The following is a 22101-nucleotide window of genomic DNA, read 5'->3' as shown; positions in this document are numbered from 1 at the left end:
TTTAACTGGGTTTTTTTATGTGTAAAAAAATATGCAAACAATAATAGCAGCAAACGAAACCAGTAGCATAAGCACCCGTGATAGGGCCTTAAACTATGGCGATGGCTTTTTTACCACCGCAATTATTACTGATGGACAGGTTGAGCATTGGGCTTATCACAAAGCACGCTTGATTGAATGCGCGCAGCGTTTAGGGTTTCCGGCGCTTGAGTTTACAGCTCTTGAGTCGCACATTACTCAGCAAGTAGCATCACAGGCGCAAGCGGTTGTTAAAATTGTGGTAACACGCGGCGAGGGCGGGCGAGGCTATGCGCCACCAAGCGAATGTAATTTAAATATTATTGTGAGTGTTTTACCTTATCCAAAACATTACAACAGCTTAACAGATACGGGCATTAGTTTAGCTATTAGCCCGATTAAGCTGGCCGTTCAACCTCATTTAGCTGGGCTTAAAACTTTAAATAGGCTCGAACAAGTATTGATCAAAAATGCCCTGCAAGCTCAGCATACCGATGATGCGTTAGTCCTTGATTACAACAACAATGTAATTGAAACCTCAGCGGCTAATATTTTTGCAATAAAAAATAATAAAGTATTTAGCCCAAGGCTCGATGAATGCGGTATTAAAGGTGTTTTTCTACAATCTTTATGTGATAAATTAGCCGTTGAGTTTAAAACTGTCAGCGTTGATGACCTTACCCAAGCAGACGCCGTATTTTTATGTAACAGCTTAATGAAAATTGTGCCGGTAAAAAGCATAGGCGAGCACTATTTTGATATTGCGCATAGTCAATCATTACTAAACGAGTTACTAGCCAAGGAGGCTTAGTGTTAAAAGTTATATTATCAGTATTACTACTGGCTTTTTTTAGCTCTGTGATTGGCTACCAGCAATTACAAGCAACCATTCAAACGCCATTAAAGGTAGCCACTAATACCCAATTCAAAGTTGAAAAAGGCACCGGTTTTAATAAGTTATGTCGCCAATGGCAACAGCAGCAGTGGCTTGAAGATTGCTGGCGGTTTCAAATATTAGCTAAACTCGACCCAACCTTGACTGACCTAAAAGCAGGTTTGTACGAGTTAAGCGCAGATAGCGTAATAAACAACATAAAAAAAATAAACCAGGGTGAGCAAATTAGTTTTAGTTTTACCATTATTGAAGGTCAAGCACTTAGAGATGTATTAAATACGATAAAAATTGCTCCACATTTACAAAACGATTTAAAACTCGAGCAGCTTGGCGAGCAAATAATCGGCAAACAAATTCACCTTGAAGGGTGGCTATTTCCCGATACTTATCATTATCATAGTAACGACAATGCGAGTAGTTTATTAAAACGCGCTGGGCAAAAAATGCAGCAAACATTGGCAGATGCATGGCAGCAACGGGCAAGTGATTTACCTTACGATACCGCCTATGAAGCCCTGATCATGGCTTCTATTATCGAAAAAGAAACCGCGCTTGCTAGTGAGCGCCCGTTAATTGCTTCAGCGTTTATAAATCGCTTAAATACCAATATGCGCTTACAAACCGACCCTACTGTAATATATGGGCTAGGCGAAAGCTTTGATGGCGATATCAAACGTAAAGACCTAAGAAATTACACGCCGTATAATACCTATCGTATTAACGGATTACCGCCCACACCGATTGCGATGCCCTCCAAAGAAGCCATTTTAGCGGCGGTAAACCCGCCCAAAAGCGAGTATGTTTACTTTGTAGCCAAAGGTGATGGAAGTCATCAGTTTTCAACCACATTAAAACAACATAATGCGGCGGTTAACCAGTATATTTTAAATAAAAAGAATTAGTGTTTATGAAACCAAAATTTATAGTTATAGAAGGCCTAGAGGGCGCGGGTAAATCTACCGCCATTGCCCTGTGCCAAGACTTTTTAAATCATCACCATGTTGATTTTATCAATGTGCGCGAACCCGGTGGAACACCACTGGCTGAATCGTTACGTACTTTAGTAAAAGCAGAACACCAAGAAGAAATAGCTTTTGAAACTGAGCTGCTAATTATGTATGCCGCGCGTTCACAACTAATGCATAATGTGATCAACCCAGCGCTTGAACAAGGCCAGTGGGTATTGGCTGATCGTCACGATTTATCGTCACAGGCGTATCAAGGCGGTGGGCGAGGTATTAGTGCAAACACATTAGCGTCATTATCGTCTATGGTGTTAAAAGGTTTAAAACCCGATTTAACTATTTACTTAGATATAGACCCTGTTATTGGCCTTGAACGTGCAAAAGGCCGGGGTGAGCTAGATAGAATTGAGCAAGAAGCCATTGAGTTTTTCCAGCGCACCCGTATGCGTTACATTGAGCTTGCAAATGATGATGACAGCATAAAAACAGTTGATGCCAACCAAAGCATCGATAAAGTACATCGTGATATTACCAATGTACTACGCACATTTTTTTCAGGGTTAAAATAATATGGCATTGCCGTGGCTTAATGAGGTAGAGCAACGCTTAACTCAAAGCTATAAAGCGAAGCGTTTTCACCATGCGCAGCTGTTGTGTGGGCCCATTGGCGTTGGCAAGTTTGAACTAAGTGAGCAGCTCGCAAACAGTTTGTTATGCCAAAATACGCAAGCACAGTTAAGTAGCCCCACTAGCGTACTAAGCCCTTGTGGGCACTGTAAAAGTTGTTCATTAAACTTAGCGGGTACACACCCAGACAAGCGCATTACCCAAGTAGAAGGGCAAAGCATAGGTGTTGATGATATTCGCGGCATAAGCGATTTTATGCACCAGTCCGCAGCTCAAAATGGCAATAAAGTAGCGATTATTCAAAACTGCGAAAAAATGACCACCGCAGCGGCTAATGCGTTATTAAAAACCCTTGAAGAGCCAAGTAATAGCCGGTTTTTAATTTTGACTACCAGCCAAGTGGCGCAGTTACCAGCGACTATTTTAAGCCGTTGTGCTAAAACCGAAGTTAAAGTAACTAATAATCAATTAGCTCAACAATGGCTTAGCTCTCTAGATGTGCCTAATTATCCGTGGTTGTCGTTATTTTATAGCCAACCACTACAAGTAAAGCAGTGGCAACAGCAAAATCAGCTAGAAAATATTGATACGCTTTATAAATTTGCAACTGAGTTTAAACAAAGCCATAATTTCAATGCGTTAGTCGATATAATAAATAAACAGCCTGAGCTTGTTCGTATTTTTACTTTATTTTTAAGTGAGCAGCTCAAACAACAGCTTTTAAATGGTATGAGTTTTGACTCTTACCAAGTAGCTCAGCAAGCGCTGAATGATTTTTTACAGAATAATATACAAATACTTGGGCTAAATTTACCGCTTGCGGTATCACGACTAGCGTACATATTACGTAACCAATAAAAAGGACTAGATATGCAAGAGCTATTAGTAGATATAGACGACCTTGACGAACTATATCGCTGTTACATGCCTTTTTTAAAAAAAGGTGGCTTATTTGTACGCACTAATATGCGTTATGAACCAGGATATTCACTTGCCTTACGCGTTACCTTGCCAGATGCGCTAGAAGATGACGTGGTTACCGGAAAGGTTACGTGGGTCACTCCACAAGGCGCTCAGAGCTCAAATCCACCGGGGATCGGCATTAGCTTTTTAGATGACAAAACCAATCTAAACGCGAAGATCGAAAAACTGCTGGGGACTATGTTAAACTCCGGCAATCCAACTTATACCATGTAGTAAAAACAGGCCTTATTTTGATTGTAGATTCTCATTGCCATTTAGACCGTCTTGATTTTGATAAACTCGATTTAAACCTAGACCAAGTACTTGATAACGCTCGCGCTAAAAAAGTAGAACATTTTTTATGTGTAAGCGTCACACTTGATCAGTTCCCCAATATGCTAGAGCAAATAAAACATTACAACGACGTGTCTGCGTCATGTGGTGTGCACCCGCTCGATCAAAAAGACGCGCTTAATAAACAGCAATTAATTGATTTAGCCTCACACGACAAAGTAGTGGCGATTGGCGAAACTGGGCTCGATTATTATTACGCAAAAGACACCCATGCAGTGCAACAAGCGAGTTTTGTTGGCCATATTGAGGTAGCTAATGAATTACAAAAGCCACTTATTATTCATACCCGTGATGCCCGTGCCGATACCATTAATCTAATGCGTGAGCACAAAGCAGAAAATTGCGGTGGAGTATTGCACTGTTTCACTGAAGATTGGGATATGGCCAAAAAAGCCATTGATATGGGTTTTTATATTTCTATTTCAGGCATTGTGACTTTTAAAAATGCGGTAGAGCTAAAAGAAGTAGTAAAACAAATTCCACTCGACCGACTGCTTATTGAAACCGACTCGCCTTACTTAGCGCCAGTACCATATCGTGGTAAAACTAATCAGCCAGCGTATGTTGAAGACGTTGCTTATTACATTAGTGAGCTCAAAGGCATTAGCTTTAACGAGTTGGCAAAAGCCACCACTGATAACTTTTACTCTTTATTTAAATTAGCAGCTAAAGGCTAACCTCATGACGACTCTCTCGGTGCAACACCCACTGTTACTTATGGGGCCCATGGTGCGCCGAGCAGAAAAAACCGCAGTATGTATTCAGTTTGCTACTTCAAAGCCAGTAAATTGCCGTATAGAGTTAATTGACTACGAGTGCTATAGCGAACAAGACACCATAAGGCTAGGGGAGCATTTATTCTTACAGTTTGTGGTAATTAAACCTATAAACAGCCAATTCCCGCGCGATACCTTATTATCATACCAACTATTTTTTGATGACAGCCCTGTTGATTTATCTGCGTTTAGCTTTAACAATAAGCCATTACCTGAATTTGCGATCCCCAAAAAACTGACACAAATATTACATGGTTCGTGCCGCAATGCGCATCATCCTGCAAAAGACAGCCTAGTAAGTTCAAGCCATTGGCAAGCCGTTCAGCGAAGTAATGAACAGCAGGGGGCACAGTTATTATTGCTTTCGGGCGATCAAATTTATGCCGACGATGTAGCTGGCCCCATGCTATTAGCGATACATCAGCTAATTAAGCACTTAGGTATTTATAAAGAGCAGCCACTTGATTTAGATTTACCCGCTGACATTGCAGAGCAACTATATGGTCGCCATTACTTGTTACCAACTACTTCATGGAAAAACCGCTCAAAACTAGGTATTGGCTATTGGTTAAAAAAAGACGAACCGCATTTTTCTAGTGTTAAAGCGTATAACCACCTAATTCATTTTGAAGAGTTTGTAGCGCTATATTTGCTTAATTTTAGTAGCCAAGCATGGCAATACATTGACTTAAATAATTTAAGTTACTCAGGTGGTAACGAAAAAAATCAAACGCTATTTAATGCAGAAAAAACCGCATTAATTGACTATGCACAAGGTTTAGCAGGGGTAGAGCGATTGTTTGCCAATGTATCTACCTTAATGATGTTTGATGACCATGATGTAACCGATGATTGGAATCTCACCGCAGGGTGGGAGCAAGCCATTAATCAAAACCCCAGTAGCAAGCGCATTGTAAATAATGGCTTAGCAAGCTATTGGCTGTTTCAAGGAATGGGTAACGACGCACTGCAAAAAACCGGATCGTTACTTGGCCCTTTTAACGACGGTTTAGCAGGTGATAAGCAGTGGCAATTTAAAAGCTTTGATAAGCACCTGAACGACTTTAGCCATTGGCATTATGAGTTAATGACCATTCCTAAAGTGGTGGTGCTCGATACCCGTACGCACCGTTGGCGTAACGAGCAAAATTTTAACGAACCTTCAGGTTTACTTGATTGGGAACGCCTCACAGAGCTTGAGGAAAGCCTATTAAGCCATGACCAAGTCATTATTGTATCGCCCGCTCCCGTGTTTGGAGTTAAATCGATTGAGGCAATTCAAGCGGTGTTTAACATGTGTGGGCAACCACTTATGGTTGATGTAGAAAACTGGATGGCCCACGAAGGCTCAGCTAAAAAGTTACTTAACACCTTTAGGCGCACCGACACCCCAAACGAAACACTGATTTTATCCGGCGATGTACACTATTCGTTTTGTTTTTCAGTGCAAAAGCGTTTTGGCGATCACCCCAACAGAATTTGGCAACTGACTGCCAGTGGCATTAAAAATGAGTTTCCGCGCAAGCTAATAAATGTGCTTGATAAGCTCGACTCTATTTTATACGGCCCCAAAAGCCCACTTAACTTTTTTACCAAACGCTGGCATATGGAAGTAGACAAACACCAGACCAAAGGCAAAGGGCAAAAATACTTAGTAAGCGATTCAGCTATTAGTTTAGTCACGCTTGAAGCGGGTAATTTAGCAAGGTACCAGTTAATCCACGGCGACGGCCACACCACCGAGTTTGATTTAGAAGAACAGTAATTTAAATACAGGAATTAGGTGTTAGGTTGAAATTATTGTCGACTCGTAGCAGCGACTTCATGTCGCGTCATTTTTTAATGTCGTTAGCGACGGGCAACGAGCTTCGGGTTTCGAGATTAGGCCCGTAACCCGACCTGCGCAGCCCGTTAACTTCGTCGTTTTTTAATCCGTTTTGGTGCCGGTAACTTATTGGTTAATATAGCCAAACATAACACCACTATAAACAACATAGAATTAGCGCCGGCTTGTAAAGAGTAATCAACTGACGAATGTAGCATCATTGCTACAATAGCTGTAGCGCAACCAAACGCCACTCCCTGATAAAGCGCTGTTTTACGCGTTCGCATAGTATTAATACACAACCACAAACAATAAAGCACCAGCAGTCCTAATAACGCTGTGGCAGGAATGCCTAGCTCAACTGCAAATTGTACATAATCGTTATGCGCATTGTCGTAGTAGCCAGAGTAGGGTTCAGACTGATACGCAGGAAACGCAGTATAAAAAGTACCGCCACCAGAGCCTAATAGCGGGTTATCTAAAATCAGCGGAATTGAGTCACGTACAACTTCATCACGTGTTTCCGACTGCAAGCTGGTTTCGCTAATACGTTGTTTTACTTTTTCTACATCGAAAATGGCACCAATGATGATTAAATCGATAATGAAAAAGCTCACAATCAGCAATTTAAATGCTTTAGGCTTTTGCTTATAAACAAACAGCGCTAGTAAGCTTACTATTATTAAAGCAATAAAAAACGCCGAGTTACCCATACGGCTGCGAGTTAAAATAAGCGCCACAATAATAATAATTAACGAAATTCGTAAAATTATTTTAGAACTCAATAATATTTCGGCCCAAGCGCGTAGTGTTTGTTTTACAGTGGGCTGATAACCGCTGTTAGAGCGTTTTAGTTCACTGATTAAAACACCAATGCCTAAACATAAACATAAAGCTAAGTAATTAGCTAAAAAGTTAGAATAGGTAAAAGTACCAATTGCACGATCTGTATGTTTGTAACCAAATAAAGGACTTACTATATCGGGCGATAAGTTTAAATAACTAGCATACAAGGCCTGAAAAACACCGGCGCAAATTACAGCATAAATTAATTTTTTAATTCGCTCGGCACTATTGCAGTAGTTAAATACGAGCCAGCTCAACATGAGTAAAAAGCTGGTTTTTAATAACATTTGTTTGGTTTGAAATGCATCAACGCTTACGCTAAATAGTTGTATACCACAAACTAAAACAACTGCACTTAGAGTAAAAAATAGTGGCCAAGAATAGCGGGGCGGAAATAGCGCTTGGTTGTTATTTAACACACTGTGGGTAAGGTGAGTAATAAAGGTAAAGCTAGTTAAAATGCCAATAGCTAAAATTGCCCAAGGTCGGTAACTACCTAAAGGAAGAGGGAGTAAAAATAGGGTCAAACAAATAAGAAAGAATATAAAACGATTCAAAATAAACTCAAACAAAGTAAAAACGCAGCCAATAGGCTGCGTTTAAATATACTAAAAGTAAAAACTAGTTACCGACTTCAGATATACCGTTATCACCGCCTGTACCACCAGAACCTGGAGGTGTAGGTAATGTTGGTAAGCTTACTACTGGTGGAGCTGGCTGACCAGTACCCGGACCTGCAGCAGTTGCTTCAGAAGCGGTCGTAGCATCAACACCCGCAGTAATTGCTGCCAGTGTAATTGCATCAGAGTCTAAGCCTGCAGCTGTAAGTGCAGCTAAAAAGTCAGAAATTAAAGGGTTATCTGCACCAAAGTTAGCAACAACAGCGGCAACCATTGCATCAATATCTGCAGCGCCACATGCGCCATTAAGCAGCTTTTCGTCTAACTTAACTTCTTCTTTGTTTTTACAAATGCGTTTAATAGCTTCTACTAAATCTTCGCGTAATTGTTCAGGTGAAGTATCTGCTGTTACATTATTAAGAATATCAATTATGCTATTTATGCCCACTTCTTGAACCACTGCAGCATTATCCGTTTGTGCATAGGTTGGAAGAGCAGTAAGTGCTGTTGCGCTAGCGACTAAGCCAGCTAAAAGTAATTTTTTCATTTCTCGTCCCTTGGTTGAGTACTAATTGCAAAATTTTAGCGCATCGGTGCAAAAAGTAAACTCTTTATTTACGCCATTTTCATTAGATTTGATAATTTTTGATGGTGGCAGTATTAAATTACCTTGTACACCATCACATCCTAGGTCTTCAAGTATTTCTAAAGTCTCGTTTTTTTCAATTAAACAGGCTAAAACTTTAATCCCAAAACCATGACAAATATTGTTAACTGTTTGAATATAAAATTGGCTTTGCGGATTAGTTACTAAGTCTTGAATGTAGCTACCATCAATTTTTACATATTCAATATCAAGACCTTGTAAATATCTAAACGATGTTAAGCTGGTACCAAAGTGCTCAATACATACATTAATACCCAACTCTTTAATTGCATCTATATGTAACGATGCAACATGCACATTATACAATAAGCTTATTTCATGCAGTTCAAAGAGTAAGTTAGTTTTTATAACCGGCTTAGTATGCGAATAAAGAGTAAGCCATTCTATAAAGTCAGTTGAATATAAAGATGCCTTACTAAGATTTAGTGCAAACACTTCATTTGGGTATTGCTCTTTAATATCAACAAAATTGCGTATAATTTTTTTATCGAGTTCTTCGGTTAAATTTAACTTTTCGGCCATGGCAAATAAGTGGCCGTTATTTACTTTTTCGCCATCATGGGTAAAGTGTGCAAACACTTCAAAGTAACATTGAGAATTAACTTTATTAGCTTGTTTTACGGGCTGTACCGAAAAGCTCACTTCACCGGCATTGATAATCGACTTAATCAGCTTACGCCATTGGTTGACGCTAAATAGTGACTCTTTATCGTTATTATCAATTGCAGTGTCTTCGCCTATTGTACAACCGGTGTCAAGCAACGACAGTACTTCACCAACACTTACACCTTGTTCAACTGCAACTATAGCTAAATTTGCATAGCCATTTATGTGTAGGCTGTTTTCTTTTTTACTTAATGTATCACTTAGCTCCAAACGAGCTTTATTTAAAAATAAAACGTCATAAGGGGCAAGTAACACAAACGTGCCGCCATTCAATCTAAATACCGTTGAATTTGGTAATTCTTCTGTGACATATTTCAGTATTTTAGCTGCATCTAATACATGCTGGTCACCATCTTGGTAACTTACTATTTGGTTTATATTATTTAATGAGGGCAGGGTAAGCATCAACGCAGTAATTGGCGCATCGTCTGAAATGTTATTTACAACAGAATTAAAGTGGTTTTCAAACGACCTACGGTTACCTAACCCCGTTAACGAATCTATATATACTTCTTCAGTCAGTGCTTGAGTTTGCTTGGTTAATGAATCAAACGTACTTTGTAAGTTTATAACCATGTTATTGATGGCTTGTGTAACAGTACGAAGCTCCCGCGCAACCGGTATTTCTTTATTTAAGGTAAAGCGTTTGCGAGTTACTAAAGTGGCTTGATCTTCTACTGCTTTTAATGGCTTAAATACGGCGCGTAAAATTAAAAACGCAATAGCGAGTGATGCAGCCAATAGTAAAAACGAGCTATATAAACTGCGTAGTGTGTGTTGCCACAAGGTTAAATACGATTGCCCAGTATGGCTAGTTACATCGAGTGTACCTGCCATCATCCAGCCATTATTTATTTCAGAATGCATAGTTGGCGCACTTAGTTCAACAGCACTAATAAACCAACTAGGAACTGATTCAACGCGTTTAGGGTTTTGTAACTCAAATACAGTATTATTTTGTACATCAGTAAACTTAATTTCACTGTAGTAACCAGAGTCAAAAATAGCGGTTGCCATCGTCTCGGCAATCATTAGGCTGTCGTCTTCTAAATAAGGAGATATAGAAAGCCCTAAACTAGTAGCAGTGTCTTGCGCATGACTGGCCATTTGCGTTTGTAAGTAATTACGGGTTGTATCTACGTCGGTAATAACGCGTACACAAAATGAAATAATCGAAATTAAAATGATCAAGCCATAAACTTGGGTCTTTAAACTCAATCCATATTTAAAGATTCGAGACATAACTACTAGTTCCTTTGTTGTTACCATTAGCGGGCGCAAGCTCACCTTGTTCAATTCGTTCTAGCATAGTGTTCCAAGCAGAAACCCCACGGCTATTCTTAACCTTATTACCTAACCCTTTCGATTTGGCTAACCACAGGCCTTGGCCGTTAAAACTATATATAGGCTTTAAATCGCCACGATTACTAGCAGGCACTAGTTTAGTATTAAAGTTGTCGAGCACCAACGGTATTTGGTTAGGTTGTTCAAAGTATATTAATACCATGTGCGGTTGATTAACGGTACGTTGGCGTACATACATAAAGCGTATTTTTTCTTCTGGGATACCCAAAGCGATTAAAGTAAAGTATTTAGCAATAACATAATCTTCGCAGTCACCCATTCCTACACCTAAGCTTTCTAGTGGGGTGGCCCAGTAGTCTTTTTTTTGCCAAAGATCGTCATCGGTTTTGTACTTTATATGCTTATTAAAAAAGTCATTAACTAAATGAATTTTTTGCCATTCGCTTTTGTCGGCAGAGTCATCTATAAAACTCAGCCACGTTTTTATTCGTTGGTGGCCTGCATCGCCGTAAAACTGTTTGGCACGGGTAATTATATCGCTATTACGCAAATGTAAAAGCATGTCTTGTGCACAAGCAAAAAAAGACACTAATATAATTATGCAAATTCCTACGCGCACAAATCCCATCCCTTAAAAGTTAACAACACTATTATATTCCCATTGAAAGTAAATTGATAGATTACAAACAAAGCAAAAAATAAGCTATTAACAAAAGGTTAACCTAAAACAATCAAAAAGGCTGCTTTTTATATTGAGCGATTATTTGTGTTGTGTATAATAGCCGCCCATATGGTTAGTAGTGCTTAAAACTCGCTATTCGCAGCGACATTTATAAACAGCTACGTTATAACCAAAAGTAACTATAAAAGGAATTGAAGTGAAAGTATTAAAAGCAGTCTTGCCTGTTGCAGGCTTGGGTACACGTATGTTACCAGCTACAAAAGCAACGCCAAAGGAAATGCTTCCGTTAGTCGATAAGCCTCTCATTCAATATGTTGTAAACGAAGCAGTAAAAGCTGGTATTAAAGAAATTGTATTGGTTACCCATGCTTCTAAAAACGCAATAGAAAATCATTTTGATACCAGCTTTGAACTAGAGGCCACTCTAGAGGCCCGCGTAAAACGCAGCTTGCTAGAGGAAGTTCGTTCAATAATCCCGCGAGATGTAAGTATTATTTCGGTTCGTCAATCGGCGCCGTTAGGCTTAGGACACGCAATACTTGAAACTCGCCCAATCATCGGCAATAACCCTTTTGCGATTTTATTGCCTGACGTAATTATCGATCAATATAAGTCAAACCTTAAGGTTGATAACCTAGCGCAAATGATCGACCGATTTGAACGCACGCAACATAACCAAATTATGGTTGAACCTGTCCCACAGGACGAAGTGCACAACTATGGTGTGGTTGATTTAGCAGGTAAAAAAATCCAGCCTGGTGAAAATGCAGCCATTACTAACATGGTTGAAAAACCAAATAATGATGAAGCGCCCAGTAATTTAGCCATAACAGGGCGTTATGTTGTATCGCCTGCTATTTGGGACTTGCTCGAATATACGCCTCCGGGGGCTGGCGGCGAAATACAATTAACAGATGCATTACTGCAGTTACGTCATCTTGAAACAATTGAAGCGTATCATTTAAAAGGTAAGTCGCACGATTGTGGCTCAAAACTAGGTTACATGCTCGCAAACGTAGAGTATGCAATGCAGTCAACCACAATGGGTGAAGAGTTTACTAAACGTGCTAAAGCACTACTAGGGTCTTAAAGGTTTAAAATGAAAGTTACATTTTATGGAATTGGCTATGTAGGCCTTGTACAAGCGGCTGTGCTGGCAGATGCAGGACACGACGTATGCTGTGTTGATATCGATGAAACACGGATAGAAAATCTAAAAAAAGGCATAATTCCTATTTATGAGCCAGGTTTAACACCGTTAGTTGAAAAAAACTTCGCGGAAGGGCGTTTAACATTTACAACAGATGCTCAATTTGGTGTTGAATTTGGTGAACTGCAGTTTATTGCAGTAGGTACTCCGCCAGACGAAGATGGCTCTGCAGATCTAAAATACGTACTAAAAGTAGCAGAAACCATTGCTACATATATGGAAAGTCCAAAATTAATTATCGACAAGTCAACAGTACCTGTTGGCACTGCAGATAAAGTTAAAGCGACAATACAATCTGTACTTGATAGCAGTAAAAGTGATTTAACCTTTTCAGTGGTATCAAATCCTGAGTTTTTAAAAGAAGGGGCTGCAGTTAATGATTGTAAGCGTCCTGATCGTATAATTATTGGTACAGATTCAGCTGATGCAGAAGAGCAAATGCGCGAACTATATGCGCCATTTAATCGAAATCATGAAAAAATTATTGTAATGGATATTAAAAGTGCCGAGCTTACTAAATATGCTGCTAACTGCATGCTTGCCACTAAAATCAGCTTTATGAATGAAATGGCGAATATCGCTGAACACGTGGGTGCTAACATTGAACATGTACGCCACGGTATTGGTTCAGACCCGCGTATTGGCTACCAGTTTATTTACCCAGGTTGTGGATACGGTGGATCATGCTTCCCAAAAGATGTACAAGCACTTGTACGAACAGCCGATAATATTGGCTACGAATCAAAAATTTTAAAAGCGGTCGAAGCCGTAAACTATGCTCAAAAAAATAAGTTGTTTGAATATATAAGCAAACATTATGGTGCTACAGAGGATAGTCTTGATTTAAGTGGTAAAACGTTTGCTTTGTGGGGTTTAAGCTTTAAGCCTAACACGGATGATATGCGAGACGCGCCAAGTCGTGTCCTCATGGAACAGCTGTGGAAAGCGGGTGCTAAAGTACAAGCATACGATCCTGAAGCGATGAATGAAACTCAGCGTATCTATGGAACGCGTTCAGATTTAAGCTTAATGGGGACTAAAGAATCTGCGCTAAACGGTGCTGATGCCCTCGTTATTTGTACTGAATGGCAAAACTTCAAAGCACCTGATTTTTCTTTAATTAAGCAGCAGCTTAGTGAAGCTGTTATTTTTGATGGTCGAAATTTATTTGAACCTGAAAGGTTAGCAAAAAAATCATTCCGTTATTATTCAATTGGCAGGTGCAGTGTATAACATGAAAATATGTTTATCTATTTTGACAACGGGAACCAGAGCAGAAACATTATCATTTTGTTTGAATTCAATAACTAAATTAAGATTACCTGTAGTTGATAAGTTTAGTGTATTAATTGTAGAGAATAATGCTTTACCTAATGAAGGCGTTGTTTCATTAATAAATAGTTTATCTGAAACATCAGATATTGAATTTACACATGTTTTAGAGCCTAAAAAAGGCATTCCATATGGCAGAAATGCTGGGCTTAAATTTGCAATTGATAATAACTATTCTCACTTGGCTTTTGTTGATGACGACGCTGAGATTGATATTGAGTGGCTTTATGAGTTAGTAACGAGACTTAAGAAAGACGATGTTCAAGCTGTTACTGGGCCACAAAAACCTATATTTCCAAAAAATACAAAACCTGTATTCAAAAATGCAACTGTTTACAAAGAACGCAATTTAGATGACGGTAAATTGTGCAAATGGGCAGCAACAAACAACGTATTATTTGATGTAAAGTTTGCCAATGAAAATGGAATCTGGTTCAGCGAAGATATGAAAACCGGTGGAAGTGATAAAGAATTTTTTTCTCGTTACTCAAAAGCAGGGGCCAAGATCTGTTGGGTCAAAAATGCGATTGTTAATGAATATGTAGAAAATGAACGTATCAACTTCTCTTGGGCTATAAAAAGAACATTTAGGTTTGGTGGTACAGGTTACAGAATAGAGCAATCAAATAAAGGGAAATCGCTTGCTTTAGCTTTTTGTTTCTTAAAAGGGGCTATTTATATTTTAAAAGGCTTTTTAGGGTGTTTACTTTTGCCGCTCAAGAAAAACAAAAGTTGGTTGGATGGCCCTTGTGATATTGCCCATGGGGTTGCTTTCTTTACCAGTGTTTTTACTGGTGGCAAACTTAAAAAATACACATGAAAAAACAGTGACAGCTTACAATGCTAAAAATTAATAAGCAATTTGTGGAAAGTGCTCTGCTATTTATGTGTTTTACAGGTATGTTATTTAATACGCTGTTTGGCGCTATAGCGGCATTGTGTTTTTTAATCAGTGGCGTGCTGTTTTGTATACTTTACGAAAATAAATTATTAGACCTGCTTATTAATAACAAGCTACTTTTAGCAATACCACTATTAGCTATCGTGTCTTGCGCTTGGTCAGATATCCCACTTACAGCATTACGAGGTGGTATTCAATTATTACTTACTACTGTGTTTGCAATGATAATCGCTGCAGTTGTTCGTTTTGATTCGTTCATTAAAATTGCAGGGTTCTGTTTTTTTGTCACAATGTTTTTATGCTTCGTATCTGACAGGTATGCCTTAAATGGCATGACAGGAGAGCGTAGCTTAATCGGTATATTTGATAGTAAAAACTTTTTATCAATGAATGCAGCTTTAAGTGTTTTAGTTGGGTTTGCTATTTACAAAAGCAAAAGCTTTCAACGTACGATTAATATCTTTGGGGCAGTACTAGTCGTTTTATCATTTTTAGTTTTGCTCAAAGCTAATAGCTTAGGTTCCATAGTAACAACCATTTTAGTGATGCTATTGGCTTTTTTATATATTTATTATCAGAGGATTAAATTGTCTTTGTTTGTAAGAGGTCAATTTAACTGGCTTATAGTTGTAAGTTTTTTAATTTTGGTTGCAACTTTAATTTTGATTGGGAATACCAGCACATTTGATAATGTAATGTACGATTTGGGTAAAGATCCAACATTAACAGGGCGTACATTTATTTGGTCACGTGGGTTAGAGAGTATCACTGAAAATCCAATTTTTGGATTAGGATTCCAAAGTGCATTTTATGTAGGCAATCCATTAGCAGAAGAGATTTGGGAGTTTGCACATGTCCCTTCGGGCGCCGGGTTCAACTTCCACAACATGTATATCGATATAACGGTAGAAATGGGGCTACTTGGTGGTTTTATTTTTATTTTGTTACTTGGTAAGTTTATTCGGTTATTAGCGAACAACAAAAATTTAGAATTTGGTAGTAAAGAAGGATTTGCACTGATGGTGTTTTTATATATGTTTTTGCAGACCTTTTTGGAAGCTGGTTGGTTTTCACAATTTACAATTTCACATTTTTTAATATGTGCTGCATGGGTTTATTTAAAACAAACAACTGAATTAAAGTCTATAAAATTAAGGTGGAATGTATGAGTGGCGTTATAGTATTTGGTGGTTCTGGCTTTATTGGCTCACACCTTATTAATAAATTAGTTCAGAGTAATATATCGCCAATAATTTCAGTCGATATAAAACCACCAAAAATAAATGTTGAAGGTGTTACTTATATAACTGCAGATGTGAGAGATTTAAGTGCGTTTTCACTTAATGGTAAAAGTATCAGAACTATTTTTAATTTTGCAGCTATACATACAACCCCTGGCCATGAACATCATGAATATTATGAAACTAACATTTTAGGTGCGAATGAGGTAACTAAGTTTGCTGAAAATAATGACATAAGTGAAATTATTTTCACAAGTTCTATATCAGTGTATGGAGCAAGCGAGAGCAGAAAAACGGAGGCATCAACACCAACACCCGTTTCGTCTTATGGTTATTCTAAAATGATGGCAGAGCAAATTCACAAAGCATGGCACGAGCGTAATAAAAGCTCAAAACTGATCATTGTTAGGCCTGCAGTTGTTTTTGGTCCGGGGGAGGGGGGGAACTTTACCCGCCTTGCTAGCTTGTTAGATAAAGGTTTTTTTATATACCCTGGCAGAAAAGATACTATCAAATCGTGTATTTATGTTGATGATTTACTTTATGCAATAGAGCACGCCCGAAATAAAAACACTCACTTTGTTTTATTTAATGGTGCGTATACCACTCGTTATACATTAGAGAACATTGTAAATGCTTTTCAAGATCAGCACTTTCCGAATGTAAAAACAATGCTCTTTCCGAAAGGTGTAATGTTGGCAAGTGCTTCATTATTAAAAGCAGTGAATTTTCTAGATATCGGTATTCACCCTGAACGTATTTTAAAACTAATAAACTCGACTGATGTATACCCCCAGTGGCTCGAAGATGAAGGCTTGTTATTTGATAATGGCCTTAAAAATGCACTCGCGAAATGGGCGTATGAAACTGATGGGAGCTTTAAGTGAGTGAATTAAATTTATTAGTAGTAATACCTTGCTTAAACGAAGAAGCACACATAGCGAAATTGTTACAGCAACTCACTAACGAATCACCAAAACTCATTGTTGTTGCTGATGGTGGAAGCAGCGATAACACGTTAGCTATTGTTAATAGTTATTGTAAAAATTATCCAAATATAAAATTAATCAATAACCCGAAAAAAATTCAAAGTGCTGGAATTAATTTAGCTGTAGAAAAATTTGGCAACGATTTTACTTATTTTGCAAGAGTAGATGCACATGGGGAATATCCGTCAAACTTTTTAAAAACACTTTATGAAGAAGTGTTAGCAGTCAAGGCAGATTCTGTCGTGATAAGCATGGATACAGTCGGAATAAATAGTTTTCAAAAGGCCGCTGCCTGCGCACAAAACTCTAAATTAGGTAATGGCGGGTCTGCTCATCGTAACGATAGTAATGAGGGTAAGTGGGTTATTCACGGACATCATGCGCTAATGAACATTGAAGCATTTAAGAAAGTCGGTGGCTATGATGAGGCATTTATTGCAAACGAAGACGCAGAGCTTGATTTTAGGCTAACTGCTGCAGGGTATAGAATTTGGTTAACTGGGAAAACAAAGATGAAATATTTCCCACGCGATTCTTTTTATCGCCTATTTGTTCAATATTATCGTTATGGTGTAGGGCGTGCGAGTAACGCTTTAAAGCACAAACAAATTCCTAAAATACGACAGTTAATACCCTTATCAGTATTTCCATGCTTGTTAATTTGTTTACTTGCGCCAATTAGCTGGATATTTACTATTCCTTTTATTGGCTGGCTAAGCGTGTGTTTAGGTTATGGAGCTTTGCTCGCTTTGAGGAGTCGTTCATTAACTAATCTTCTATCAGGATTTATTGCAGCTACCATGCATTTTGGTTGGTCAATTGGTTTTTGCAATAAGTTGATTACCAATTCAGTTTCTTTCGTTACGGGTAAACCATAATGGCTGAAATTACCATTGCTATATGTACATATAAGCGAGCTGAAATACAGCAAACGTTAACCTCAATAGCTGAACAGATATTACCTGAGGATATGCAAGTAAGAGTAGTTGTTGCTGACAATGATGTTGAGCCTACTATGCGTCAACTCATCGAAGAAACAGCTAAAAGTTTAGGTATTACGCTTACATACATCCATGCACCATCTCGAAATATATCCATTGCGAGAAATGCGTGTTTGATCAATTGTGAAACTCAGTGGCTAGTTTTTATTGATGACGATGAAACAGCCTCAAATACGTGGCTATCTGAATTATATAAAACTGCATTAAATGAAAATGCCGATGTTGTTTTAGGCCCAGTAATATCGGTTTACCCAAGCAACGCACCAAATTGGATAGTTAAATGTGATTTCCATTCAACTAAACCTGTATTTGTTAATGGCGTAATTGAAACAGGGTACACAGGAAACACCTTGTTGAAATTAAGCTCTCAATATTTTGAAAACGAAATGTTTAATTTGTCGCTTGGTAAAAGTGGTGGCGAAGATACAGATTATCTATCAAGAGCTTTCAAAAAAGGGGCAAAATTAGCTTTTGCTGAGAACGCCATAGTTCATGAGCCTGTTCCAAGTGAGCGAGCAACTTTGAACTGGTTGATAAAACGTAAGTTTAGGGTAGGTCAAACTTATGCACTTACTCTATTTAACGCGACTAGTAGTAAGTTTTTTATTACTCAACTTATGTTTAAAGCATCCTCAAAGTTTACATTTTGCTTAATTATGATGGTGTTATTTTGCTTACACCCTGTTAAACGATACAACTGGTTGCTCAGAGGATGTTTACATTTTGGAGTGGTAACTAAGCTGTTTGGTGTGAAAAATATTGAGTTGTATTAATCTATTATGTTTATAAATTTCCGTTTTTTTACCTCACTATTTTTATGTCTTTTTTTTTCACAGAGCGTGTTTGCAGGTGTTGGAAGCTTAATTTGGAATGATGAATTTAACGTTGATGGGCTACCTGATAGTAGTAAATGGCATTACGAACAAGGGTATGTTCGTAATGGCGAAGCTCAACGATATGAAAAAGCAAATAGCTCAAATAGCCGAATAGAAAATGGATTTTTAATAATAGAGTCGCATTATCAACCTGCTAAAAAACCAGAAAATCTATGGCAGTATTTGTTTGATGAACAGCCAAAAGATAGCTATACATCGGCCAGCTTAACCACTGAGCACTTACCAGGCTTTGGATATGGTCGAATTGAGGTTAGAGCTAAGCTACCACAGGGGCGTGGTGTCTGGCCTGCTATTTGGTTGCTTGGTAGTAATATAAAACAAGTGGGTTGGCCGATGTGTGGTGAGATTGACATTATGGAGTATGTTGGTTTTGAACCAAATAAGATTCACTCGGTTATTCACACAAATGCGCGAAATCATAGAAAAGGTAACGCCGCTAATGATTTTGTAAAAGTTAATGATCTTGAAGATGAGTTTCATGTCTATAGTGTTGAGCGCACTGCCGAACGCATTGATTTTTATATTGATAATTTACTGCATTACAGCTACCAGAAAGAAGACAATACCATTAGCTCTTGGCCATTTGACCAACCAATGTATCTAATTATTAATTTAGCTATTGGTGGAGGCTGGGGTGGAAAAAAAGGCATAGATAACACTATTTTCCCGCAACAATTTGTAATTGACTATGTGAGAATCTATGAGTAATAGCGTTCACTTAAGTAATATTTTGTATTTTGAAAGATAACTAAAAAAGTAATTGTCGAAACTTCAACATTAAATGAAAATTTAACTTTTATAAGTAATTTAACTGTAAAAAATAAATATGGTAAGGCCATTGTTTATTACTTTTATTTAGAAAAACCAATGAAAAAGATGGAACTATGATATTTATTTTGAATAGAATTACTTACTAATGGGAAGCTCATCTAAAGGGATTCTATGGTTGTTTTTTAGCAAGTTTTTCCCGCCTTTAATCAATTTTAGTGTTTTTGCCTATACGGCACGCATACTTGCACCTGAAGACTTTGGTCTGGTAGCGCTTGCATTAGCAATTGTTTTTATTGTCAGTAGCTTTATGCCAGCGGGTTGGCGTGATGCAATAATTAAATATCAAATTGAAGATACACTTACAATAAGCAGTATTTTTTGGCTAAACTTGGCAGCTTCGCTATTTTTGTCTGCAATTATTGTCGCTTTTTCTTTGCTTTCTTTTTTTGAGTTTCAAAGCCAAACATTCAATTTAGCGATCACTATATTATGTTTGAAGTTAATTTTTGATGGGCTGTTTTATACATTAAATATAGTTTTATTAAAACAGCAGTTATATTCCTTAATTGCTCTGCGTACAATATGTTCAGCGGTTATATCTGCGATTATTATTATTGTGCTGTTGTTGTTAGACTTTGGTGTTTGGGCTTTAATTTGGGCGCAAGCTGTTTTGTCTATTGCCAACTTTTTAGCCGTATACTTGCCCACCAGAAAACTAGTTAATTTTCAGTTTTCACTGGCAAGCATAGTAAAACTTAACAGTTTTGCTATATATTCCACGCTCACTAACGGGGTTACTTCAGCGTTAAATCATTATGAATCAGTCATTATAGGTGGTGTTCTTGGGAAACGAGAACTAGGCTTTTATAACGTGGCACAGAGACTTTCTAATATTATAAACGACATATTCATTGGAACTATGAATGAGATCAGTTTCCCGATTTTAGCAAAAAAGCAAGAAGACCTGATAGAGTTCCGAAAGGCATTTATGAACTCTGTTTATCTTTCAGTGCTGTGTTTATTTCCACTATTTACTTTTTGTTTTATTAGTAGTGAAAAAATATTTTTAATGTTATTTACAGAAAAATGGCTAAATGCAGCATTAGTATTTCAAGTCTTTTGTGTTATTTTTATTTTCATTATTTTAGGCATACCACAAAAAAATATTATTGTACTGAGTAACCATGCCAAATGGTGGTTTAAGTTACAAGTTAAAGTTTCATTAGTGATTGTTCCGCTAACAGCTGCAAGTGCTTACTGGGGGTTAAATGTTTTACTTATCACGCTAATATTTGGTAAGTGTTTGTATTGCTCATTATCTATGTGGAAATCATGCCAACTGCTATCACTTGATATAAAGGAGTATGTTGGCAGTTTTATATTTCCTTTAGTTTGCAGTATTACATCTGGAATTATAACTTGGGCGCTAATGTTGTTTATTCCACCATCTAATTTAGTATTAATAGATATAATCGTATCAGCCTCCATTTTTTTTATAACCTATTTAGTCCAGTTGTTTTTATTTGATAAAGAAAGAATAGTTAACATTGGGTTAATATTACTGCCAAAAAATCACCATTTAATCAGGCTTGCTAAAAAACTTAATATTCAGGACATTCAATAATATGAAACTTACTTTTTATAAAGGCGACATTCCCAATTTTGGTGATGACTTAAATAACATTTTGTGGGACGCTTTGATCGCTCCTGGCTTTTTTGATGACAATGAGGAAGAGCTTTTTTTAGGTGTTGGCTCTATTTTGTGGGATTATTTACCACCAAACTCTAAAAAGATTGTTATGGGTTCAGGGTATGGAGGGTACTCTGGTAAACCTAACTTACAAGATGGCAGCTGGGATGTTGCCTTTGTGCGCGGACCCAGAACAGCGAAGGCATTAAATTTAGACCCCAAATTAGCCATTACTGATGCTGCTATTTTAACTCGGTTTATGAATTTGCCAGCTCAGGTTAAAAAATACAAAGTAAGTTTTATGCCTCATTGGGAAAGTATTAATCGAGGTAATTGGAAACTAGTGTGTGAACAGGCAGGGATTAATTATATAGACCCAACAGATCCAAACGTGTTGGCCTCATTACAAGCTATACAGCAAACTGAATTATTAATAACAGAAGCTATGCACGGAGCAATTTTAGCTGATACGCTGAGAGTACCTTGGTTGGCATTAGAGCCCATATTTCCATTACATAGGAACAAGTGGTTTGACTGGTCAGAATCAATGTTAATCGATCTTCACTTTAACGCTATGCCAAGCTCTTCCATTAAAGATTTATGGTCACATAAAACGGGTAAGCAAGGATTAGGTAAACGCAGTGAGCAATTAGGTAGCCTATTAAGTTTTACTAATTCTTATTTTATCGACAGAGCAGCTGAAAAATTATTAATGCTTGCTAAAAATCACGGACAGATGAGCAAAGATAACATTTTTATTGAAAAGTCAGAAATGGCATTAGAAAAACTATCGAAATATTGTAAAGTTAATTTTTTTGATTGAGGCTCTTTAGCTCTACTGTTAACTAGATGCTTGTCTCT

General features: G+C 37.8%; 21 protein-coding genes. 17 read left to right on the top strand and 4 right to left on the bottom strand.

Annotation, left to right across the window (positions count from 1 at the left end):
• The first annotated feature begins 31 nt into the window (after positions 1-31).
• From pabC to DK924_RS07890, 7 genes are read left to right on the top strand one after another with little or no spacing between them, the layout of a single operon-like run.
• Positions 32-829 (top strand): aminodeoxychorismate lyase, encoded by a 798-nt coding sequence (gene pabC, locus DK924_RS07920; protein ID WP_109874818.1) that lies wholly within the window; start codon positions 32-34, stop codon positions 827-829.
• Entirely contained in the window at positions 829-1815 is a 987-nt protein-coding gene (mltG, locus tag DK924_RS07915) for an endolytic transglycosylase MltG (protein WP_109874817.1), read from the top strand. The genes pabC and mltG overlap by 1 nt, the downstream gene beginning before the upstream one ends.
• 5 nt (positions 1816-1820) lie before the next feature.
• Positions 1821-2447 (top strand): dTMP kinase, encoded by a 627-nt coding sequence (tmk, locus tag DK924_RS07910; protein WP_010389641.1) that lies wholly within the window; start codon positions 1821-1823, stop codon positions 2445-2447.
• 1 nt (position 2448) lies between these two features.
• Positions 2449-3363 (top strand): DNA polymerase III subunit, encoded by a 915-nt coding sequence (locus DK924_RS07905; RefSeq protein WP_109874816.1) that lies wholly within the window; start codon positions 2449-2451, stop codon positions 3361-3363.
• Positions 3364-3375: 12 nt separating this feature from the next.
• Positions 3376-3702, top strand: coding sequence for a PilZ domain-containing protein (locus tag DK924_RS07900; protein ID WP_010389644.1), 327 nt, complete (start codon positions 3376-3378; stop codon positions 3700-3702).
• A 17-nt stretch (positions 3703-3719) separates the two neighbouring features.
• Positions 3720-4499: a TatD family hydrolase gene (locus DK924_RS07895; RefSeq protein WP_024601403.1), complete on the top strand. Its 780-nt coding sequence runs from the start codon at positions 3720-3722 to the stop codon at positions 4497-4499.
• Positions 4500-4503: 4 nt separating this feature from the next.
• Entirely contained in the window at positions 4504-6363 is a 1860-nt protein-coding gene (locus DK924_RS07890; RefSeq protein WP_109874815.1) for an alkaline phosphatase D family protein, read from the top strand.
• A gap of 146 nt (positions 6364-6509) precedes the next feature.
• Here the strand turns inward: DK924_RS07890 and DK924_RS07885 are convergent, their stop codons facing one another.
• The 4 genes from DK924_RS07885 to DK924_RS07870 all read right to left on the bottom strand — a co-directional run bounded on the left by DK924_RS07885 (position 6510) and on the right by DK924_RS07870 (position 11146).
• Entirely contained in the window at positions 6510-7826 is a 1317-nt protein-coding gene (locus DK924_RS07885) for an O-antigen ligase (RefSeq protein WP_181388755.1), read from the bottom strand.
• Between the two features lie 64 nt (positions 7827-7890).
• On the bottom strand, positions 7891-8436 hold the full coding sequence (locus DK924_RS07880; protein ID WP_054200714.1) for a hypothetical protein: 546 nt from the start codon (positions 8434-8436) through the stop codon (positions 7891-7893).
• Between the two features lie 21 nt (positions 8437-8457).
• A complete protein-coding gene (locus DK924_RS07875) occupies positions 8458-10464 on the bottom strand; it encodes an EAL domain-containing protein (RefSeq protein WP_109874813.1) in 2007 nt (668 codons plus the stop codon).
• Positions 10448-11146, bottom strand: a complete 699-nt coding sequence (locus DK924_RS07870; RefSeq protein ID WP_109874812.1) for a transglutaminase-like cysteine peptidase — start codon at positions 11144-11146, stop codon at positions 10448-10450. The genes DK924_RS07875 and DK924_RS07870 overlap by 17 nt, the downstream gene beginning before the upstream one ends.
• Before the next feature lie 259 nt (positions 11147-11405).
• Between DK924_RS07870 and galU the strand changes: the two genes are divergently transcribed.
• The 10 genes from galU (at position 11406) to DK924_RS07820 (ending at position 22063) form a co-directional block, all read left to right on the top strand.
• Positions 11406-12299 carry a UTP--glucose-1-phosphate uridylyltransferase GalU gene (gene galU / locus DK924_RS07865; protein ID WP_109874811.1) on the top strand — a complete coding sequence of 298 codons (894 nt, stop codon included), beginning with the start codon at positions 11406-11408 and terminating at the stop codon, positions 12297-12299.
• A gap of 9 nt (positions 12300-12308) precedes the next feature.
• On the top strand, positions 12309-13652 hold the full coding sequence (locus DK924_RS07860; protein WP_109874810.1) for a UDP-glucose/GDP-mannose dehydrogenase family protein: 1344 nt from the start codon (positions 12309-12311) through the stop codon (positions 13650-13652).
• Between the two features lies 1 nt (position 13653).
• Positions 13654-14571 carry a glycosyltransferase family 2 protein gene (locus DK924_RS07855; RefSeq protein ID WP_109874809.1) on the top strand — a complete coding sequence of 306 codons (918 nt, stop codon included), beginning with the start codon at positions 13654-13656 and terminating at the stop codon, positions 14569-14571.
• Positions 14572-14591: 20 nt separating this feature from the next.
• Positions 14592-15821 carry an O-antigen ligase gene (locus tag DK924_RS07850; RefSeq protein ID WP_109874808.1) on the top strand — a complete coding sequence of 410 codons (1230 nt, stop codon included), beginning with the start codon at positions 14592-14594 and terminating at the stop codon, positions 15819-15821.
• Positions 15818-16780 carry an NAD(P)-dependent oxidoreductase gene (locus DK924_RS07845; RefSeq protein ID WP_109874807.1) on the top strand — a complete coding sequence of 321 codons (963 nt, stop codon included), beginning with the start codon at positions 15818-15820 and terminating at the stop codon, positions 16778-16780. Before DK924_RS07850 ends, DK924_RS07845 begins: the two co-directional genes overlap by 4 nt.
• A complete protein-coding gene (locus DK924_RS07840) occupies positions 16777-17760 on the top strand; it encodes a glycosyltransferase family 2 protein (protein WP_109874806.1) in 984 nt (327 codons plus the stop codon). The genes DK924_RS07845 and DK924_RS07840 overlap by 4 nt, the downstream gene beginning before the upstream one ends.
• The gene (locus tag DK924_RS07835) at positions 17760-18656 is read left to right on the top strand and encodes a glycosyltransferase family 2 protein (RefSeq protein ID WP_109874805.1); all 897 of its coding nucleotides are present in this window, start codon (positions 17760-17762) and stop codon (positions 18654-18656) included. The genes DK924_RS07840 and DK924_RS07835 overlap by 1 nt, the downstream gene beginning before the upstream one ends.
• A gap of 66 nt (positions 18657-18722) precedes the next feature.
• Positions 18723-19487: a family 16 glycosylhydrolase gene (locus tag DK924_RS07830; RefSeq protein ID WP_181388754.1), complete on the top strand. Its 765-nt coding sequence runs from the start codon at positions 18723-18725 to the stop codon at positions 19485-19487.
• A gap of 208 nt (positions 19488-19695) precedes the next feature.
• Positions 19696-21174, top strand: a complete 1479-nt coding sequence (locus DK924_RS07825) for an oligosaccharide flippase family protein (RefSeq protein WP_109874803.1) — start codon at positions 19696-19698, stop codon at positions 21172-21174.
• A 1-nt stretch (position 21175) separates the two neighbouring features.
• Positions 21176-22063, top strand: coding sequence for a polysaccharide pyruvyl transferase family protein (locus tag DK924_RS07820; RefSeq protein ID WP_109874802.1), 888 nt, complete (start codon positions 21176-21178; stop codon positions 22061-22063).
• Positions 22064-22101: the final 38 nt, after the last annotated feature.

Origin of the sequence: Pseudoalteromonas sp. meg-B1 (assembly GCF_003173795.1) — a bacterium.
Classification (GTDB): domain Bacteria; phylum Pseudomonadota; class Gammaproteobacteria; order Enterobacterales; family Alteromonadaceae; genus Pseudoalteromonas; species Pseudoalteromonas undina.
Note: the sequence above shows the minus strand (reverse complement) of the source record. Positions and strands in the feature narration are given on the sequence as shown.